Raw genomic sequence first — 16,887 nt, 5'->3', positions numbered from 1 at the left:
TGCTTTTGCCATATTTTAGGAGGAATATAATGAATAAAACAGAATTAGTAGCTTCAATGGCCGAAAAATCGGGGCTAACTAAAAAAGATACCGAAAAAGCTTTAAAAGCATTTGAAGAAAGTGTAATGGATGAGCTTAAGAGTGGTGGAAAAATTCAGTTAGTAGGCTTTGGAACATTTGAAGTTACTAACAGAAAAGCGCGAGTAGGAAGAAATCCTAAAACAAATGAAGAGATACACATTCCGGAAAGTAATGTCCCTAAGTTTAAGGCAGGGAAAGCCCTTAAAGATATGGTAAATCTTTCGAAATAAATCAGGGCCCTATTATAGGGGTTCTTTTTTTTTTAAAGGAGAATAATATGAGAATCGATAAGTTTTTAAAAGTTAGTAGAATAATTAAACGACGAACTATTGCACAAGAAGCATGTGAAAAAGGTCGCGTTTTGATCAACGGAAAAGTTGCAAAACCAGGATCTGTGGTAAAAATTGGCGATATGTTGGAGCTTAATTTTGCAAATAATGCTACAAAATATGAAGTTTTAGAAATTAAAGAGCATGTAAAGAAAGAAGAAACTACTTTAATGTATAGGATTGTGGAATAATTTATATGCACTATAAATATAAATAGTATATATTGATATTTATAGGGAGTGGTGAAATTGGACGAGAAAGCGCGTAAAAAACATGAAGTTAGCTTGATTGATAGAAAAAAATTAGTTCTTACGGCCATTAAGGATGTTTTTTCTTTTGATGAGCAACTGATTAAACTTGAGACGATTTCAGACGGCTTTATGGATATAAAAGGAACCAAACTTCACATAATCAAAATAAATCTGGAGAGCGGAGAATTGATTGTGGAAGGCAATATAACAAGCATTATATACGATAACGGAGCGCCTGCAAAAAAAAAGTCAGGGTTGTTTCGAATAATTAGATAATTAGATAAGTGGGTGAACTATGATAAATCAACTGGTATCAGATCAAGCGGCACTGTTTTGGGAGTGTATTAAGATTGGTATAGTTATGGGGGCGATCTACGATTTACTTCGTATCGCCAGAAAAATTATAAAGCATATTGACATATTAGTACATATTGAAGACATATTGTATTGGGTAACCTGTAGTTTTATAGCTTTTGGTGTTTTATATATGCATAATTACGCAGATATTAGACCATTTTCGATTATAGGAATCGGTCTTGGTGCGGCGATGTATTTTTTAACTTTAAGTATTATTTTTATGAAAATAGCAACGGAGATAATAAACTTTATTCATGCGTGTATAATACGCATATATAACCTGATTTTAATTCCGGTAAATTGGATAATCCGTCGGCTTAAAATTCCTGTGAAATACGCAAATAAAAAGCGCATTGTTTATGTTGAAAAAGGAAAAGAAGAAGCAAGACGAATTAATCGCAAAGTTGTTATGGGACAAGCTGATATTAAAACAGATATCAATATTATTAGAAACAGAGTCAAAAAATAAAATTACCAAGTGGTATTGGGGTCAAATCCAAATACTTGCAAAGGTTCAAGCAAATCGCTTTTCGCAATATCCTGAGGAGAGACAAATAAGCCTCGATTACTATCTATATTCATTTTAAATGGTATATAAGCCTGCCAAATTATATGCGCACAATGCGTAATATTGGGAGGCTTTTTTGAATGCTTAAATGCTAGTATATTGTAAGGTATACCAGAAAGAGTGGCGATAGCATTGGCGGCCACATCATCTAAAAAGGCGTTGGTTTTGCCTACGGGGCGTAGCATCTTAAAAGTTGTATAATATTCCCAGTTTTCAGCCTTTTGTAGTCGGCTAACGCTACCAGGGCTAAAAGATTCCAAAACGTAGCCATTAGCGGCGTCTACAACGATTCCCGCGTGTCCATGTCTCCAATTAAAGGTGTATGTGGATTTGGTTAAAAAGATATCTCCGTTTTGATATGGTGCAAGCTCAAAAACTTTTTGCCTTTTGCCAGCAATCAAAAATTGATCCCATCTTGTAATAATGCTCATATTTGTTTTAACGATGTTGATTGGGTCGTAATACTCTTTTTGAAACTCTAGCATACGAGCAACAAAAGAAGGAGTTTGCTGCAGTTGATCCACAATAGGCTGATATATACCAGTTTGCTCGAGTATAATTTGATAATCGGCGGTGGTCAAAATGGGCTTGGTAAGTATAGGTATTAGATCGATTTTGGAGTGCGAAGGATAATAGAAGCCGCTTTGCTTTACAAGATAGGTAGAACCCAGACAGATAGTAGTAATGATGGCTATAAGTAAAATAATTTTTTTCAAGACGTGATCTCCTTATGTGATTTGATAAAATTATTTTGACCGAAAAAGCTATTTTTAAAACCAAATTATGTATATTTTTGAATATTTGCAAGATACTATTAATATAATTCTTTGTGGACATAAATTTGTTCTAGAGTTTAAAAATTATGTTATGTGGAGAGAGGTTTGGCTAATGAGACAAATTTTGAATATGGATTTTGACTGGAAATTTCATGACGGAGATATTGTATGTACAAATTTTAATTCGGTACATGAAATTTTTGAAAATCCGAGCTTTATGAAATCGGCTAACTGCGGTATATCAAAAGTGGGATATAATTTGCATAAATGGGATGATATTAAGGTACCGCATGATTTTAGACACTACAAATCAGAATTTTCTGAAAATGCTGTATCATCACAGGGATATTTAACCACCGGTATTGCTTGGTATAGAAAAGAATTTTTTGTGCCAGCAGAAACAGAGGGAAAAAGCATTACAGTCGAGTTTGATGGTATCTTTAGAGATAGCGAAGTGTATGTTAACGGAAGTTATGTTGGAAATCATTTAAGTGGATACACAAGTTTTAGTTATGATATTTCGGACTTTATATTATATGGCGAAAATAACGCTATTGCAGTGCGAGTTGACGCGACCAAATATGAAGGCTGGTGGTATGAAGGCGCTGGAATATATCGTGATGTGCGTTTGGTAATAGCAGATCGTCTAAAAGTAAAGTATAGCGGAGTATTTGTAAAGCCGGAAGTTAGAGGAAACGCTGGCGGACTAGAGATAGATGTGGAGCTTGAAAACGAAGCGGCGAATAACGGAGATGCGAAACTCGTTGCTGAAATTTTGTCCCCATGTGGAGAAAAGGTTGGCGAGTTTGATACTACTATAAAATTGGAAGAATATGAAGAGACTTGCGCTACTATCAAAGGAGAAATTAGTAATATTTGCTTGTGGGAGCTAGATAGCCCTAAACAATATAAAGCTGTAATAAGTGTGTATCTAAATGATCAAAAAGTGGATGAATACACGCAAAAATTTGGATTTAGAACTATTGCGTATACGGTAGAAAATGGGTTTGTGCTAAATGGAAAGCCAACAAAGCTTCAAGGGGTATGTGTTCACGATGACTTTGCAGGTGTTGGGGGAGCGATGAGCCGATCTGTCATTAGGCATAAGATTTTCTTATTAAAGCAATGGGGCGCTAATGCCTATAGAAGCTCTCACAACCCGCCGTCTCCATATTTGCTAGAAGCTTGCGATGACTTTGGTATCGTGGTGATGGACGAAGTGCGTCTTATGAGCAGCTCAAAGGAATTTTTAGGACAGATGACAGATCTAATAAAGCGTGATAGAAACCATCCGAGTGTATTTATTTGGTCTATTGGAAACGAAGAAATGGCAATACACGGACGTAAAGTGGGCGTAAAAATTGGAAACCATATGCTACGAGTAGCGCATAAGCTGGACCCAACTAGAGCCTGCACGTATGCTAATAACGGACATTGGCATGATATTACTATATTCCATGAGCAAAATGGCCTTCATATGGATGTATATGGATTTAATTATTATTGCCTAAGAACATTTGATATGTATGAGAAATTCCACGAAAAATATCCAGATAAGATGATTATAGGAACAGAAAACGGTTCGGCATTGTCGACGAGGGGACAATATTTACCAAGAAAAGGCGAAGACACTGCAGATGCGTATACCAAGTCTTCTATGAAAATTATGATCTGGAGCAACCCGGAGAGATTGTATAACATCAGTGCGTATGGTGAGGCATATACAACTTGGGGAGCAACACCGTTAGAAACATTTAGAACTGCAGAGCCAAATTATGTTTCAGGATATTTCTTGTGGACTGGGTTTGACTATAGAGGAGAAGTTGTTCCGCTAGATTGGCCAAGTACAATCACTCGTTTTGGGTTAATTGACCTCTGCGGCTTTACCAAAGATTTAGGGCATCACTGCCGTGTAAAATGGTCTCAAGAGCCGGCGATTCACTTGTATCCACATTGGACATTTGATGACAATGTAGGTGAGTTAGAAGTGGATATGGTCGCTAATACCGAAGAAGTGGAACTAATTGTGAATGGAAATTCGTATGGCAGAGTAGAAAACCCTAAATGGGATATCGTGAAAAACTTTGTAAAATATGAAAAAGGCGAAATTACTGCAATCGGTTATAATAATGGAGTCGAAGTGATTAGAACTGGCTACAAGACTGCAGGAAAACCGGCAAAGATTAATCTAGAAATTGTTCAGCCGCGAGATTATGTCGCAGATGGAGAAGATAATGTGTTTGTAAAAGTGGATGTTTTGGATGAAAATGGAATTCACTGCCCTAATGCAGATACGTTGATCTCGTTTGAAGTGACTGGTGACGGCGAATTTTTGGGTTGTGGAAATGGGGATCCGCTCGACTTGGCTCATGAAATGAATCCATCTAGAAATCTATTTAACGGATTGGCATTAGTAATTATGAAAACTAAACGTCATACTGGCAAAATGAAGCTTGTTGCTAAATCTTTTGGCTTAGAATCTGCCGAGATAGAAGTGGATGTAACAATTCCGGGAACAGATGTGTTGGTAGAATCTGCAAGAAGCAAGACTAAACCAAAAGCAGCAGAACCCGAAAAAGATGCTGCTGATAATGCATTTTAATAGTTTTGATGATGTCTCTCATTTATTTGGGAGACTATTTTTGGTGCCTAAAATACAATGTTAAGATGATCATTTATGACCATTTTTTTTGGCATTGAGTTACTGGAAGGGTGTTGATTAATAAACATATTTATATCAATCAAATCTTTGTATGATAATTCTAAGTGATCTGCAAAAGTAATGCCACCTGTATAATATGGATTATTTAATTCGTGCGCAAATTCAAATGGATGAGCTGTATAAATTGTAGTGCCAGATTGAGTATTGTTTAATAAGTTAAAAGTGGCCCACTTAAATTCGGAGTAATCACTAAGAGGAAGAAATTTGATATATAAAGTGCCCTTCATTAAAAAATCGCCAACAAATAATTGTCGTCTTTGAGGGTCGTATAGAGAAATAGATTCAGAATGGTGACCAGGTGAATATAATGATTGCAATTGTCTGTTGCCTAAATTGATAAATTGTGTATTCTCCAAAACCTTAGAAAACTTTATTTGTTTTGATGGTTGCCCTTCTAATATTCGGAGCGTAGATTTAAGGGAGGGATATATAGTGTTATCGAGCACATTTTGCTGTAATAAAAGTTGATTTTGAGATAAGTATATGGTTTTAAATTTATCGATGTTTCCTATATGATCATAGTGATAATGACTAATCATATGAATTATAGGCAGATCTGTTAGTGCTTGTACGACAGCAGAAATATCTTGTATACCAATTCCAGAATCAAATAGCAATGCTTGCGTATCGCCTATAATTAAGTAGCTATAATTTCTTTGCCAATACCGAGGCTCGCCTATTGCAATAGTAGTTTCATCAATATACTTTAAAGTAAAATAATCATCAAACCATATTTCATCATCATAGATAAAAGTTGTGCTTTTCGGAGAAATTTTGGATCGTTTAGATAATAATTTCGGCAATATGTCATATATTTTTGTGTAAATACTCATATATTTTATCATTCCTGTCGATTAATATTTTTTTATTGCTACTACTATTAATATGTATCAAAAAAATATAATAGTAGTATATAACAAAATGGCCCTAGTCCGCTTGAACGGTGCTAGAGCATTGATAATTCAATTAGTATAACAATAGACTATGGTTATGTCAAATAAAAAATTATTGTGATAATATTTCGACATATCCGAGATCGGCATTAACGCGAATTCGTTGCCCAGTTTTAATAAGTGTAGTCGCATCCTCTACCCCGACAACTGCAGGTAAACCATATTCGCGAGCAACTACGGTGCCATGAGTTAGCAATCCGCCAATCTCCATAACTAGTCCAGCGGCATTTATAAAAAGTATAGTCCAGCCAGGATCTGTAAATGGAGCGACTAAAATTTCGCCTACTTCAACTTTGGCATCTGCAGGGTCGGTAATCACTCGCGCAAAGCCTTCAACTACTCCTGATGATACGGCCATTCCTGGTAATGCGTCCTTGGGAAATTGCTCCATGTTTTGCTTAGCGGTGATGATCTCACCATCGCTTGTCATAAGGCTAGGAGGTTTCAAACGACCAAAATATTCGTATTCGTTTTTTCTAGTGGCAACAAGATCCTGAAATACTTCTTCGTTTTGGACCGCAGCGTATAGCTCCCAAAATCCCAAATAAAATATATCTTCGCGATTATCAATGCGCCCGGCGGCAACAAAGGCATCAGCTATTTCTAGATATAGTCGTCTATTATGTTTCAAATAGTGGGTTATTAAAAATTTATGATGCTCTCTAAGAGGCATRCAATCTCTAAAAATTTTGATAAGCTTTGTCGCTCGTTTGGCTTTTCTAGAACCATGTTGCATGCGAATGACTTCTATAAATGCTTTTTCCATAGTATGAGCATGTTGAACTGTTGCTAAAAAGTTTTTACGATGCTCTCCAGAAATGCCAGTTTCTACCAGCGATAAAATAGATTTGGCAATAAACTTTGGATTATCAGCCCATCGTTTAACTGCAATATCGATTTCGCCTGCAGCACGGGATCCATATTTGGCCATAAAATTGTTAAAGCTAGTTCGAAATTCGGTATAATCATCACCTAAATTATTGACGCGTTCAAAAAGTGAATCATAGTCTGTATCAGATAAAAGATCAATAAGATGAGAGTTCGCACGTACAAGGTCTGCTAAATCACCAATCCACAGCCCCAAAAGAGTGGTAATATTTCCTTCTAATCCTTTAGAAATTTCGCTTATGTACATAGAACTTCCCAGTAATTTAAACTCCATTTTTGTAAGCAATTTCATAGCAACAATTCCAGGAATCACTTCAGATAAAATATTTTGAATAGCAGATTTGAGAAAAATACTTTGCCCATATATAAATTCTAATTTATCTTTGTGGGTTCCGGTGATCGAATAAAGTTTATTAAGTTCGACAACTTGTTGCTCTACTAAAAAATCAATTTTTTCAACTATATTAGAAGTATCCTGTGTGATAAAATTTTTAATGGATTGAAATAAAACGGGTTTAAATTGTTTTTTAAATGGATTCAAGTTAAGGTTTGATTTAATTTTATCATGTTTGGATTGAACTAGCTGCTTAATTGCGGTTCCTAAATTTGCATCCACATTATTGATGATTGCAGGAAGTATTTTTTGGCCTAATTTATGGGTTAAAAAAGGTGAGATATTTATATATAATCTGCCTGCAGCATTGGCTAAAAAGCGTGGATTATATTCTGCAAGTGGAATATCTTCCGTTCGAAATAGCAATCTTATCGAATCTTGCCCTAGCGGAGATATCGGGTTTGTCATCATCTGAATATGATTGAGTGATAAAAACACTTCTAAATCTGATGTAGTAGAAGTAGGTATCGGAAATAGAGATGTTATTGATCGTGTTTGTAGTATAAATATTTTGCCAGCATCAATGCACCATTCAATATCTTGAGGAGCGTCGTACATTTGTTCTAATTTTAACCCCAAAAGGGCAAGTTGCTCAATAGTATTATCGTCTAGTACGGTCATGATAGATTGATTTACATCAAGCTCCACTTCTGTTGTTCCTATATGGGTATCAGAAATAACGGCAGTCTTTTTGACGGCTATATGTTTACTTTTTATCTTAGATAATTTTTTATTATATTTGTAAATATCTGGCAAAATTGTGCCAGACGCAAGTGATTCGCCAAGTCCAAAACCGGCATCTATAGAAATGTACTTTCGATTTCCGGTCACAGGGTCTGCGGTAAACATTATGCCTGCAGAATCAGAATTGATCATCTGCTGAACTACAACTGCCATAAAAACTTGGTCATGAGCTATATTATGTTGGTTTCTATATAATATCGAACGATCGGTATATAACGATGCCCAACAACTTTTGATAGCATACAGAATATTGTCTATGCCTGAAATATTTAAGTATGTATCTTGCTGTCCGGCAAAGGATGCGTGTTTTAAATCTTCTGCAGTTGCGCTAGATCTAATAGCAAAGCGGGTACTGGCTGGAAATATRGCTAGGGCAGCRACAATCTGATTTTCTAATTCTTGATCCATTTCTTTTGATACGAAGTTGTCTCTAATTTGTTTTGAAATATCTGATACATTTTCTAAATTGACAGTTTTCAATTTAGCCATAATTTCAGAGTTTTTATTATCACCCCAAAAAGTTTTGTATGCTGCTGTAGATATACAAAATCCATTAGGAACTGGCAATCTGGCCTGAAAAATTTTTCCTAGATTAAATCCTTTACCACCAACAAGATTTAAATCTCCATCTCCTATTTCTTCGAAAAAAATAATTTGGTTCATTTATTTTCCCCCTTTCTATATAATTATACCAAAAAATCAAAAACGTGCAACTATTTTAATGCTATATTGAGAAAGACGACCCAGTTGAGTCGTCAGTATAGTTTTAAATATGCCAGATTTCTTCATTATATTCTGCAATAGTTCTGTCGCTAGAAAAAAATCCAGCTTCTTTGATATTGCGAAGCATTAGTTTGGACCAATTTTCTCGGTCTTCATAGTCTGATAGCATTTGTTCTTTAACTTTAATATAATCGAGGATGTCAATTAAAGTCATAAAATAATCTTTGCGAATAATTTCTGTGTGCAACGCTAATAGAGTAGGTACATCACCAACTTTAAGCATTTGCGGAGAAATAATAAACCCGACTAGTTTGCGAATATATTCATCGTTGATATATAGGTCAGCTGCAGTGTAGCCATTGGATTTGTATAGATCGATAATCTCATCGCTGTGCTTGCCAAAAGTGTAGATGTTTTTTGAGCCAACAAGCTCGGCTATTTCGACGTTTGCACCATCTTGCGTACCTAAAGTTACCGCTCCGTTTAGCATAAATTTCATATTGCCGGTTCCGCTGGCTTCTTTTGATGCAAGAGAAATTTGTTCTGAGATATCACAAGCCGGAATAAGCTTTTCTGCAAATGTTACGTTGTAGTTTTCGATCATAACCACATTTAGATGCGGCGAAACTTCGGGATCGTTTTTGATAATGTCGCTGATACACAATATGGCATGAATGATGTCTTTGGCAGTTGTATATGCGGGGGCAGCCTTTGCTCCAAAGATTGTTGTAATTGGAGTTTTTGGAATATTTCCCTTTTTGATTTCAAAATATTTGTGAAAAATATAAAGCAGATTCATTTGCTGTCTTTTGTATTCGTGTAGTCGCTTGATTTGAATATCTAAAACAGAGTGATCATCGATATCAATATTGGCCATTCGCTTTAGATATTTTTTGAGATGCGTTTTCTTAAGTTGCTTAATTGCGAGGAGTTCTTGTAATGCCGCGGGATCGTTTTCGAGAGCTCCAAGTTTGGTGAGGTTTGTGGCATCCTCTCTAAAATCACTGGCACCATGCTTATCGATAAAAGCTGTTAACTCTGGATTTGCATGGAGAAGCCATCTTCTAAATGTTATACCGTTAGTTTTGTTGTTAAATTTATCTGGATAAATATCGCAGAATGCAGACAACTCCTCTTTTTTGAGAATTTCTGTATGCAAAGCTGCTACGCCATTTACGCTATATCCGTAGTGCATATCGAGTCTTGCCATATGAACCCTATTTTTGGAGTCGATAATGTGCAATTCGGGATTTTTTGGATATGCTTTTTCTATGATGGCTGCTAATTCTTTGATTTCTAGAACCAGATGCGGAACAACTTCTTCTAGATATTCTAGAGGCCATTTTTCTAGCGCTTCTGCCAATATTGTATGGTTAGTATAGGCACAAGTTTTTGTGACAACCGCAATTGGATTTTTAACGTTTTCGAGTTTAAGCAATCGTATAAGTTCTGGAATTACCATCGATGGATGCGTATCGTTGATCTGAACAGTAACGTGTTCGTCTAATTTATTGAGATCGATGCCTTTGGCTTTGCATTCTGCTAAAATCAGCTGAGCGGCATTCGATACCATAAAATATTGCTGATAAATTCTAAGAAGGTGCCCAGCTTTGTCGCTGTCATCTGGATATAGAAATAGCGTGAGATTTCTCATGACATCGTTTTTATCGAACTCTATGCTGTTTTTAGAAACAATGCTTTCGTCGACAGTTTCAATGTCAAATAGATGAAGTTTGTTGACGCCGCTATTATATCCGATGACATCAATATCAAACATCTTAGATCGAACGGTGCATTTGCCAAACGGAACTTCAAAGCTTACATCAGTTGGGATGAGCCAATTAATTTTTTCGATCCATGGGTTTTTGATTTCTAGCTGCTTTTTATTCTTAAATACTTGCTGAAAAAGTCCATAGTGATAATTTAGCCCGACGCCATCGCCCTCTATGCCAAGTGTTGCCATGGAGTCTAAGAAACAAGCAGCGAGACGACCAAGCCCCCCATTGCCAAGAGACGGTTCGGGCTCAATTTCCTCAATAGCAAGGATTTCTTTGCCAGCTGCAGCTAGTGTGTCTTTAACATCGTCAAATACACCAAGATTTATCAGGTTGTTAGAAAGAAGTTTTCCGATTAAAAATTCAGCTGAAATATAATATAGCTTTTTGTTATTTTTAGAATGGTTTCTGGCTTTGTGTGCAGCAGCATCTTTGGTTGCTTTTAACAGAGCGTAATAAATTTCTGCATCAGAGGCATCTTTAATTTCTTTGTTGAGATGAGTTTTGAATATTTCTATAAAGTTCATGTAGTCTCCTTATACTTGATGAATTTTATCAAATTTTAAGTCGTACGTTTTAATGAGATTTTCAATTGCGCCAGTAGAGTTAGCAGATTCGCGCCAGCAAATACCACATCCTGCTCCAATTGCGCGAGGGAGAGGAATGAGGCGACCAGCAAACTTTGCGTCCTTAGCTTTTTGCTCAAATACAAGCGCTTCTGTTGTAGTATGAAAGCTAATTATAGTGTACATTGTCGTCCTCGCGTTATAGTATTATTGTACGCATTATTTCGAGTGCCGCATCCACTTCGGCTTTTGTGTTGGTATATGAAAAACTAAATCTAATTAGACCACTATTTATTGTACCTAAAGCTTTGTGAACCAATGGTGCGCATATTCCGCCGGCTCTGGTAATGATGTCAAAATCAGTAGAAAGTTTTAAACTCAGTTCTACAGCATCAATATCYTCAATATTAAAAGATACTATGGGTATAGAATAGTTGTCTTGGTTTGTGTATATTTTAGCACCAGGAAATTTTTTGAGTTCTGCTTCAAAATACTTAGCAAGGCTGCTTGCTTTTGTGTATAATGTATCGAGTCCTATATCGTTGATAAAATCGATTGCAGCAGCCAAYCCAGCAATAGCGTGACCGTTTTGAGTTCCCGCTTCTAAATGGTCTGGATAGGTTTCGCCCATATCTTCGTCAAAAGTGTTAGATCCGGTTCCTCCAAATAAAATAGGCTCAACGTGCATCTTATTGCTTAGGCATAGCACGCCCAAACCCTGAGGTGCCAACAAACTTTTGTGAGTAGACAGACAGAGCGCATCAATATGCATTTCGGCCATATCGATAGGTATGAGTCCYGCAGTTTGCGCGGCATCTACTACAAAAAGTATATCGTGCTCGGCACACAATTTGCCAACTGCGGTAATATCTTGAATGGTAGCAAGAATATTTGAGGCATGAGTAATGGCAATCATGTGAGTGTTGGGTTTAATATGGTCGGCGATKGTTTCAATAGATATTTTATGATTTGCGTCTGCTTTTATGATATCAACATCGACGCCAAATTTTTGCGCATGATATAGAGGACGCAAAAGGCTGTTGTGTTCAAGATTTGTGGTAATTACGTGGTCTCCATAAGCAAGAGTGCCAAGAATTGCCAAATTTAGGCTAGATGTCGCACCACTGGTGAAAATTACTCTATTTAGATCGGGTGCATTAAACATTTTGGCAACAGCGGTCCTGGTAGAAAAAATATTTAAAGAAGCTGCAAGAGAACTTTTATTGACTCCGCGATTTGCGTTGGTAGTAGTTTTTAGAGCAACAGAAACGGCATCTGCGACACAGTTTGGCTTTAGTGTTGTTGAGGCATTATCAAAATAAATCATGGCTCCCTCCTAAATTTTAATAATCTTTGTAGCGTGCATTTTGGTTTCGACTATTTCGTACATATTAGTTACAGAACCAACTTTTGGAGTTAGTGTATAATGATTTAAACAAGTACCGCAACATAGGATTTCTGTGCCTAAGGYTTCTAGTTTTTGAAAATCTGCGATGGTTTCTTCGACTGCAGCAGCTAAAAATACGCCACGGTTATAGAGAATTATTTTGCTAGGAATAGGTTTGGTCTCGGTAAGGGCAAAGACAAAYCCCTTAATGAGAATTTTGCCGAGGTCCGCATCTCCGGTGCCCATAGTATCAGAATCTATAACAACAACAATATTTTCTGCATGAATGGTTTCTTCTACCAGATTATTTTGAACATTTTTGCCTATTATTATGCTAACAACGTAATCAAAATCAGATTTTTTTTCATAGGAAAAGTCAAGCCCCATCTTAGTTGAAAGCTTTTTAAGATTTTGGCAAGCGATTTCATTATCCACAAGAATTGATAGAGATAGATCCGCATCTGCTGTTAAGCTATCGATATATGCTTTGGTTTCGATAACCGGAAGCGGACACGATTTATTGCGCGCATCAATGGTGTGTTTGATCATAAATAAACCTCCTAAAAAAATTTTAATAACATTTATGATTTTAACATAAACGGCAAAAAAAAAATAGATTTGTAAAGCGACAAAAAATTCTGTATAATATATTTAAAAACTACAAATTAATAGAAAGGACACCATCATGTTTTTGAGTAATGGAATAGGAATAGATTTAGGAACTACTAGCGTGTTGATTTACGAAGAAAAAAGAGGAGTGATTTTGGATGAACCCTCAGTTGTTGCAGTTGATAGATATTCGAGGAAGATACTAGCAGTAGGAAATAAAGCAAAAAAAATGGTGGGTAAAGCACCAGGCAATATAAAAATTATTAGACCTCTACGACAAGGAGCCATTTCTGATTATGAGATGACAGAGATGATGTTGAAATATTTTATATATAAAGCAATTGGAAAAAGGCTTATTAAACCCAAAGTTGTAATATGTGTACCGAGTGGAGTAACCAATGTGGAGAAGCGTGCAGTAGAAAGTGCGGCACGTCACGCGGGCGCAAGAAAAGTTAAAATACTGGCTGAGCCAGTTGCTGCAGCTATAGGCGCAAACTTAGATATAAACCATGCATTTGGTAATATGATAGTAGATATAGGAGGAGGAACAAGTGACATTGCCGTGGTTTCGCTAGGAGGAGAGGTGGTTCATAATTCTCTGAGGCTGGCAGGAGAAGATTTTGACCAGGCGATAATGTTTTATATACGCAAGAAGCATAATTTAATAATAGGAGAAACGACAGCAGAGAGGGTAAAGATCGCGATTGGCGGAGCAATTAGCCGACCAGAATCTGGATTTATAACTGTAAAAGGCAAAAGCTTTGTGAGTGGACTGCCAAAAAGTATAGTTATAACATCTGAAGAGCTTGTAGAAGGATTAAAAACAATTGTGAACACTACAATAGAAGCGATATACAGAGTTGTAGAAATTACACCACCAGAATTAATYTCCGATATTATGAAGCAAGGAATAATTTTAACGGGTGGAGGAAGTTTATTATATGGATTGGATAAAGTGATTACGAAGCGCTTGGGAATTGCAGCGAAGGTCGCGGATCATCCAAAAACCTGTGTAGTAAAAGGAACTGGAATTTACGCAACTTATGTGTTTTAGACAATAGAAAGGAGGAGCGCAATGGTTAGAGGATTATATACRGCTGCAACAGGAATGCAAGTTCAAACGAGACGAATGGACGTTATTTCAAACGACTTGGCAAATTCCAATACAACAGCGTATCGAAAAGATTATGCCGTRGTKGAGGCATTTGATGAAGTTTTAATGAAAAGGCTGGATGGAATAAACGAGCCGCCGTGGCGATACAAAGATCTGGGAACAGTAATGAATGGCGCCAAGGTTGCGGATATATATACTGATTTTAGACCTGGAAACTTGATACTGACGGGYATATCAAATAATCTTGCTATTAATGGGCTGGGATTTTTTAGAGTAGAAACACCAAACGGAGAGCGCCTGACCAGAGATGGTTCGTTTACCGTAAACGGAGACGGAGTGTTGGTAACAGCAGARGGTTATCCGGTTTTGGGAGAAAATGGGCAAATAGCTTTGGGAAGAACTTTTTTGAACGAAGGTCGAGAAATGCAAGTTTTACCAGATGGGCAAGTGGTTCTAAATACAGTGACAATAAATACGATAGATATAGTGAATGTAGACGACCCTCAATTGTTGGTAAAGGAAGCCGACAATTTGTTTGATGCAACAGGGCTGCAGTTGAACCCAATAAATTCATTGATAGAGCAAGGGTATCTGGAGAGTTCAAATGTAAATCCTGTAAATGCAATGGTAGATATGATTTCTGTTTCTAGAGCTTATGAAGCCAACCAGCGAATGGTTCAAATTCATGATGAGTTGGTTGGAAGAGCCGTAAACGATGTGGGAAAAGGATAATAGGCCTTTTGAAGGGGAGATAATATTATGATGAGATCATTATGGACTGCGGCAACGGGGATGACATCGCAGCAAACTCACGTAGACACAATATCAAACAATATAGCAAACGTAAATACAGTAGGGTTTAAGCAAGAGTCGGTAAATTTTAAGACATTGCTMTATCAAAACATGTTGCCAACACAACAAGAGGAAACAACAAATCCTATGCTATTGCAAATGGGGCATGGTGTGAGAGTGGGATCAATAAGCAAAAATTTTGGTACAGGAAACTTAATTCAAACCAACGCGCCAACAGACTTAGCGATAGACGGAACAGGTTTTTTTGCAGTGCAAGCAGATAATCAAGTTTCGTATACGAGAGACGGAAGTTTTAAAGTAACAACAACATCTGATGGAGTTATAGCATTGGTAACATCGGATGGGCACTACGTGTTGAGTACAGATTCGGAGCCGATCACATTTGATGAAAACGTATTATCATCGCAAATAACAATAAACAGCTATGGCGGAGTGGGGTATAAAGATTCGGAAACAGGAGAAGATATAAATATTGCAGATATAATGGTAGTTCAATTTGCAAACGCAGCAGGACTAGAAGCAACAGGAGACAACTTGTTTGTAGAAACAGCAGGATCGGGTGTGCCGCTCATGGAATCTGAAGARCCAACATTAACAAAAAGTTTATTGAGAGCGGGGTATCTAGAAGGATCGAATGTGAATATAGCAACAGAAATGGTTAACTTGATAGTAGCGCAAAGAGCATATGAGCTAAACTCGAAAGCTATTTCAACTGCGGATACAATGCTAGGCCAGGCTGTCCAACTTAAGAAATCATAGGCATAAAGGAGAGTAAAGTATGGCAGCAATAGGAAATTTGGCACAATATGGAAATACTTTAAGTCAGATGGCAACAATGCTACCCGAGATAAATGCACCAAAGAACTTTGAGGCAAAGCTAAAGGCCGCAATTAACTCGAGTGAAAAAGCAGAGCTAAAAGAAGCTTGTGAAGAAATGGAATCTTATATTCTGGGGATGGTTTATAAACAAATGAGACAGTCGCTGGATGTAAATAGTGAGACAGCATTTCTGCCAAAGGGCGATTATGAAACAATGTTTGAGGATTTTATGGTAGATAACCAGGTACAAAATATGGTGGATTCGGGAGGAGTTGGTTTATCAGGATTTTTGTATAAGCAAATGAGTGAGCCGCAGCTGCCGATGCAATATCAAAATTTTAATAATCCTCAGGTTCAGCAAGAGCCAAAATTAAATCGAACAGTTTAGAAGAAGAGTTTCCTTGTGTATATAGCGAGGAAACTTTTTATATATTTGTTAGAAATTGGACGATTGACGGTAAATTTTGTCTATGATAAAATTGACAAGATAGGCGTAGTCTATAGCAAAGGAGGAAGAATATGAGGGCATTGATAGAAGTGAAAAATTTAAGAAAAGTGTATCGAATGGGGAGTGAAAAAATCATTGCATTGGATAATGTAAACTTAAGCATAGAAAAAGGAGAAATCTGCTGTTTATTTGGAACATCCGGATCGGGAAAATCGACATTACTGAATATGCTAGCAGGGCTGGAGAAGCCGACGAAAGGAGAAATTTGGATCAAGAACCGAAATATAGCAAAGTTGGATGAGATGCAGTTGGCGATATTTCGGCAAAAGTACATAGGGTTTGTATTTCAGTCATATAATTTGTTGCCGTCATTAACCGCGTTAGAAAACGTAGCGTTGCCGTTAATATTTCAGGGTGTATCGAAATCGGTGCGCGAAAAAAAGGCGAGAGAAATGCTAAAGCAAGTGGGGCTGGGAAAGAGGTTGTCACATAAGCCAAAGGAGATGAGCGGAGGGCAGCAGCAGCGAGTGAGTATCGCAAGAGCCTTTGTAAATAAGCCGTCAATTTTAT

The 16,887-nt window shown here is 37.0% G+C and carries 17 protein-coding genes; 10 read left to right on the top strand and 7 right to left on the bottom strand.

Translation table 11 applies throughout. The annotated features are described in order from the left end of the window. The first annotated feature begins 29 nt into the window (after positions 1 to 29). Genes EPU_RS09800 through yabQ form a run of 4 tightly spaced genes read left to right on the top strand, consistent with a single transcriptional unit; the run spans position 30 to position 1,487 of the window. Positions 30 to 311, top strand: a complete 282-nt coding sequence (locus EPU_RS09800; protein ID WP_010168916.1) for an HU family DNA-binding protein — start codon at positions 30 to 32, stop codon at positions 309 to 311. A gap of 47 nt (positions 312 to 358) precedes the next feature. After that, a complete protein-coding gene (locus EPU_RS09795; protein ID WP_010168914.1) occupies positions 359 to 601 on the top strand; it encodes an RNA-binding S4 domain-containing protein in 243 nt (80 codons plus the stop codon). Positions 602 to 658: 57 nt separating this feature from the next. Then, positions 659 to 937 carry a YabP/YqfC family sporulation protein gene (locus EPU_RS09790; RefSeq protein WP_010168912.1) on the top strand — a complete coding sequence of 93 codons (279 nt, stop codon included), beginning with the start codon at positions 659 to 661 and terminating at the stop codon, positions 935 to 937. Between the two features lie 19 nt (positions 938 to 956). Further along, positions 957 to 1,487, top strand: coding sequence for a spore cortex biosynthesis protein YabQ (gene yabQ / locus EPU_RS09785; RefSeq protein ID WP_010168910.1), 531 nt, complete (start codon positions 957 to 959; stop codon positions 1,485 to 1,487). A gap of 2 nt (positions 1,488 to 1,489) precedes the next feature. Here the strand turns inward: yabQ and EPU_RS12845 are convergent, their stop codons facing one another. Further along, positions 1,490 to 2,302: a hypothetical protein gene (locus EPU_RS12845; protein ID WP_010168908.1), complete on the bottom strand. Its 813-nt coding sequence runs from the start codon at positions 2,300 to 2,302 to the stop codon at positions 1,490 to 1,492. 172 nt (positions 2,303 to 2,474) lie between these two features. Here EPU_RS12845 and EPU_RS09775 point away from each other — a divergent pair, with 172 nt between their 5' ends. Further along, entirely contained in the window at positions 2,475 to 4,964 is a 2,490-nt protein-coding gene (locus EPU_RS09775) for a glycoside hydrolase family 2 TIM barrel-domain containing protein (protein WP_010168906.1), read from the top strand. Positions 4,965 to 5,011: 47 nt separating this feature from the next. Here EPU_RS09775 and EPU_RS09770 read toward each other — a convergent pair whose 3' ends face one another. The 6 genes from EPU_RS09770 to yedF all read right to left on the bottom strand — a co-directional run bounded on the left by EPU_RS09770 (position 5,012) and on the right by yedF (position 13,063). Continuing rightward, complete coding sequence (locus EPU_RS09770) at positions 5,012 to 5,917, bottom strand: MBL fold metallo-hydrolase (protein ID WP_010168905.1); 906 nt, start codon at positions 5,915 to 5,917, stop codon at positions 5,012 to 5,014. 172 nt (positions 5,918 to 6,089) lie between these two features. After that, positions 6,090 to 8,726, bottom strand: a complete 2,637-nt coding sequence (locus EPU_RS09765; RefSeq protein ID WP_029488334.1) for a phosphoenolpyruvate synthase — start codon at positions 8,724 to 8,726, stop codon at positions 6,090 to 6,092. Positions 8,727 to 8,829: 103 nt separating this feature from the next. Continuing rightward, positions 8,830 to 11,088 (bottom strand): glycogen/starch/alpha-glucan family phosphorylase, encoded by a 2,259-nt coding sequence (gene glgP, locus EPU_RS09760; protein WP_010168900.1) that lies wholly within the window; start codon positions 11,086 to 11,088, stop codon positions 8,830 to 8,832. Positions 11,089 to 11,097: 9 nt separating this feature from the next. Further along, entirely contained in the window at positions 11,098 to 11,313 is a 216-nt protein-coding gene (locus tag EPU_RS09755) for a putative Se/S carrier protein (RefSeq protein WP_010168898.1), read from the bottom strand. A gap of 13 nt (positions 11,314 to 11,326) precedes the next feature. Beyond that, positions 11,327 to 12,454 carry an aminotransferase class V-fold PLP-dependent enzyme gene (locus tag EPU_RS09750; RefSeq protein WP_029488333.1) on the bottom strand — a complete coding sequence of 376 codons (1,128 nt, stop codon included), beginning with the start codon at positions 12,452 to 12,454 and terminating at the stop codon, positions 11,327 to 11,329. Between the two features lie 9 nt (positions 12,455 to 12,463). Continuing rightward, positions 12,464 to 13,063: a sulfurtransferase-like selenium metabolism protein YedF gene (yedF, locus tag EPU_RS09745; RefSeq protein ID WP_010168894.1), complete on the bottom strand. Its 600-nt coding sequence runs from the start codon at positions 13,061 to 13,063 to the stop codon at positions 12,464 to 12,466. A 136-nt stretch (positions 13,064 to 13,199) separates the two neighbouring features. Between yedF and mreB the strand changes: the two genes are divergently transcribed. The 5 genes from mreB to EPU_RS09720 all read left to right on the top strand — a co-directional run. Beyond that, positions 13,200 to 14,177 (top strand): rod shape-determining protein, encoded by a 978-nt coding sequence (gene mreB / locus EPU_RS09740; protein ID WP_029488332.1) that lies wholly within the window; start codon positions 13,200 to 13,202, stop codon positions 14,175 to 14,177. A 21-nt stretch (positions 14,178 to 14,198) separates the two neighbouring features. After that, positions 14,199 to 14,969 (top strand): flagellar hook-basal body protein, encoded by a 771-nt coding sequence (locus EPU_RS09735; RefSeq protein ID WP_029488331.1) that lies wholly within the window; start codon positions 14,199 to 14,201, stop codon positions 14,967 to 14,969. A 27-nt stretch (positions 14,970 to 14,996) separates the two neighbouring features. Then, the gene (locus EPU_RS09730) at positions 14,997 to 15,809 is read left to right on the top strand and encodes a flagellar hook-basal body protein (RefSeq protein ID WP_029488330.1); all 813 of its coding nucleotides are present in this window, start codon (positions 14,997 to 14,999) and stop codon (positions 15,807 to 15,809) included. Positions 15,810 to 15,828: 19 nt separating this feature from the next. Further along, positions 15,829 to 16,257: a rod-binding protein gene (locus EPU_RS12840; protein ID WP_010168885.1), complete on the top strand. Its 429-nt coding sequence runs from the start codon at positions 15,829 to 15,831 to the stop codon at positions 16,255 to 16,257. Between the two features lie 131 nt (positions 16,258 to 16,388). Continuing rightward, positions 16,389 to 16,887, top strand: a 499-nt coding sequence (locus EPU_RS09720) for an ABC transporter ATP-binding protein (RefSeq protein ID WP_010168884.1), incomplete at its 3' end; no start/stop codon positions are given.

The organism is Candidatus Epulonipiscium viviparus (genome assembly GCF_000171335.1).
GTDB lineage: Bacteria > Bacillota > Clostridia > Lachnospirales > Cellulosilyticaceae > Epulonipiscioides > Epulonipiscioides viviparus.
Note: the sequence above shows the minus strand (reverse complement) of the source record. Positions and strands in the feature narration are given on the sequence as shown.

Excerpts from the sequence above, each read along its gene's own strand:
- EPU_RS09775 (WP_010168906.1), top strand. The coding sequence starts at position 2,475 with ATGAGACAAATTTTGAATATGGATTTTGACTGGAAATTTCATGACGGA.
- glgP (WP_010168900.1), bottom strand. The coding sequence starts at position 11,088 with ATGAACTTTATAGAAATATTCAAAACTCATCTCAACAAAGAAATTAAA.
- EPU_RS12840 (WP_010168885.1), top strand. The coding sequence starts at position 15,829 with ATGGCAGCAATAGGAAATTTGGCACAATATGGAAATACTTTAAGTCAG.
- yabQ (WP_010168910.1), top strand. The coding sequence starts at position 957 with ATGATAAATCAACTGGTATCAGATCAAGCGGCACTGTTTTGGGAGTGT.
- EPU_RS09755 (WP_010168898.1), bottom strand. The coding sequence starts at position 11,313 with ATGTACACTATAATTAGCTTTCATACTACAACAGAAGCGCTTGTATTT.
- EPU_RS09800 (WP_010168916.1), top strand. The coding sequence starts at position 30 with ATGAATAAAACAGAATTAGTAGCTTCAATGGCCGAAAAATCGGGGCTA.
- EPU_RS09770 (WP_010168905.1), bottom strand. The coding sequence starts at position 5,917 with ATGAGTATTTACACAAAAATATATGACATATTGCCGAAATTATTATCT.
- EPU_RS09795 (WP_010168914.1), top strand. The coding sequence starts at position 359 with ATGAGAATCGATAAGTTTTTAAAAGTTAGTAGAATAATTAAACGACGA.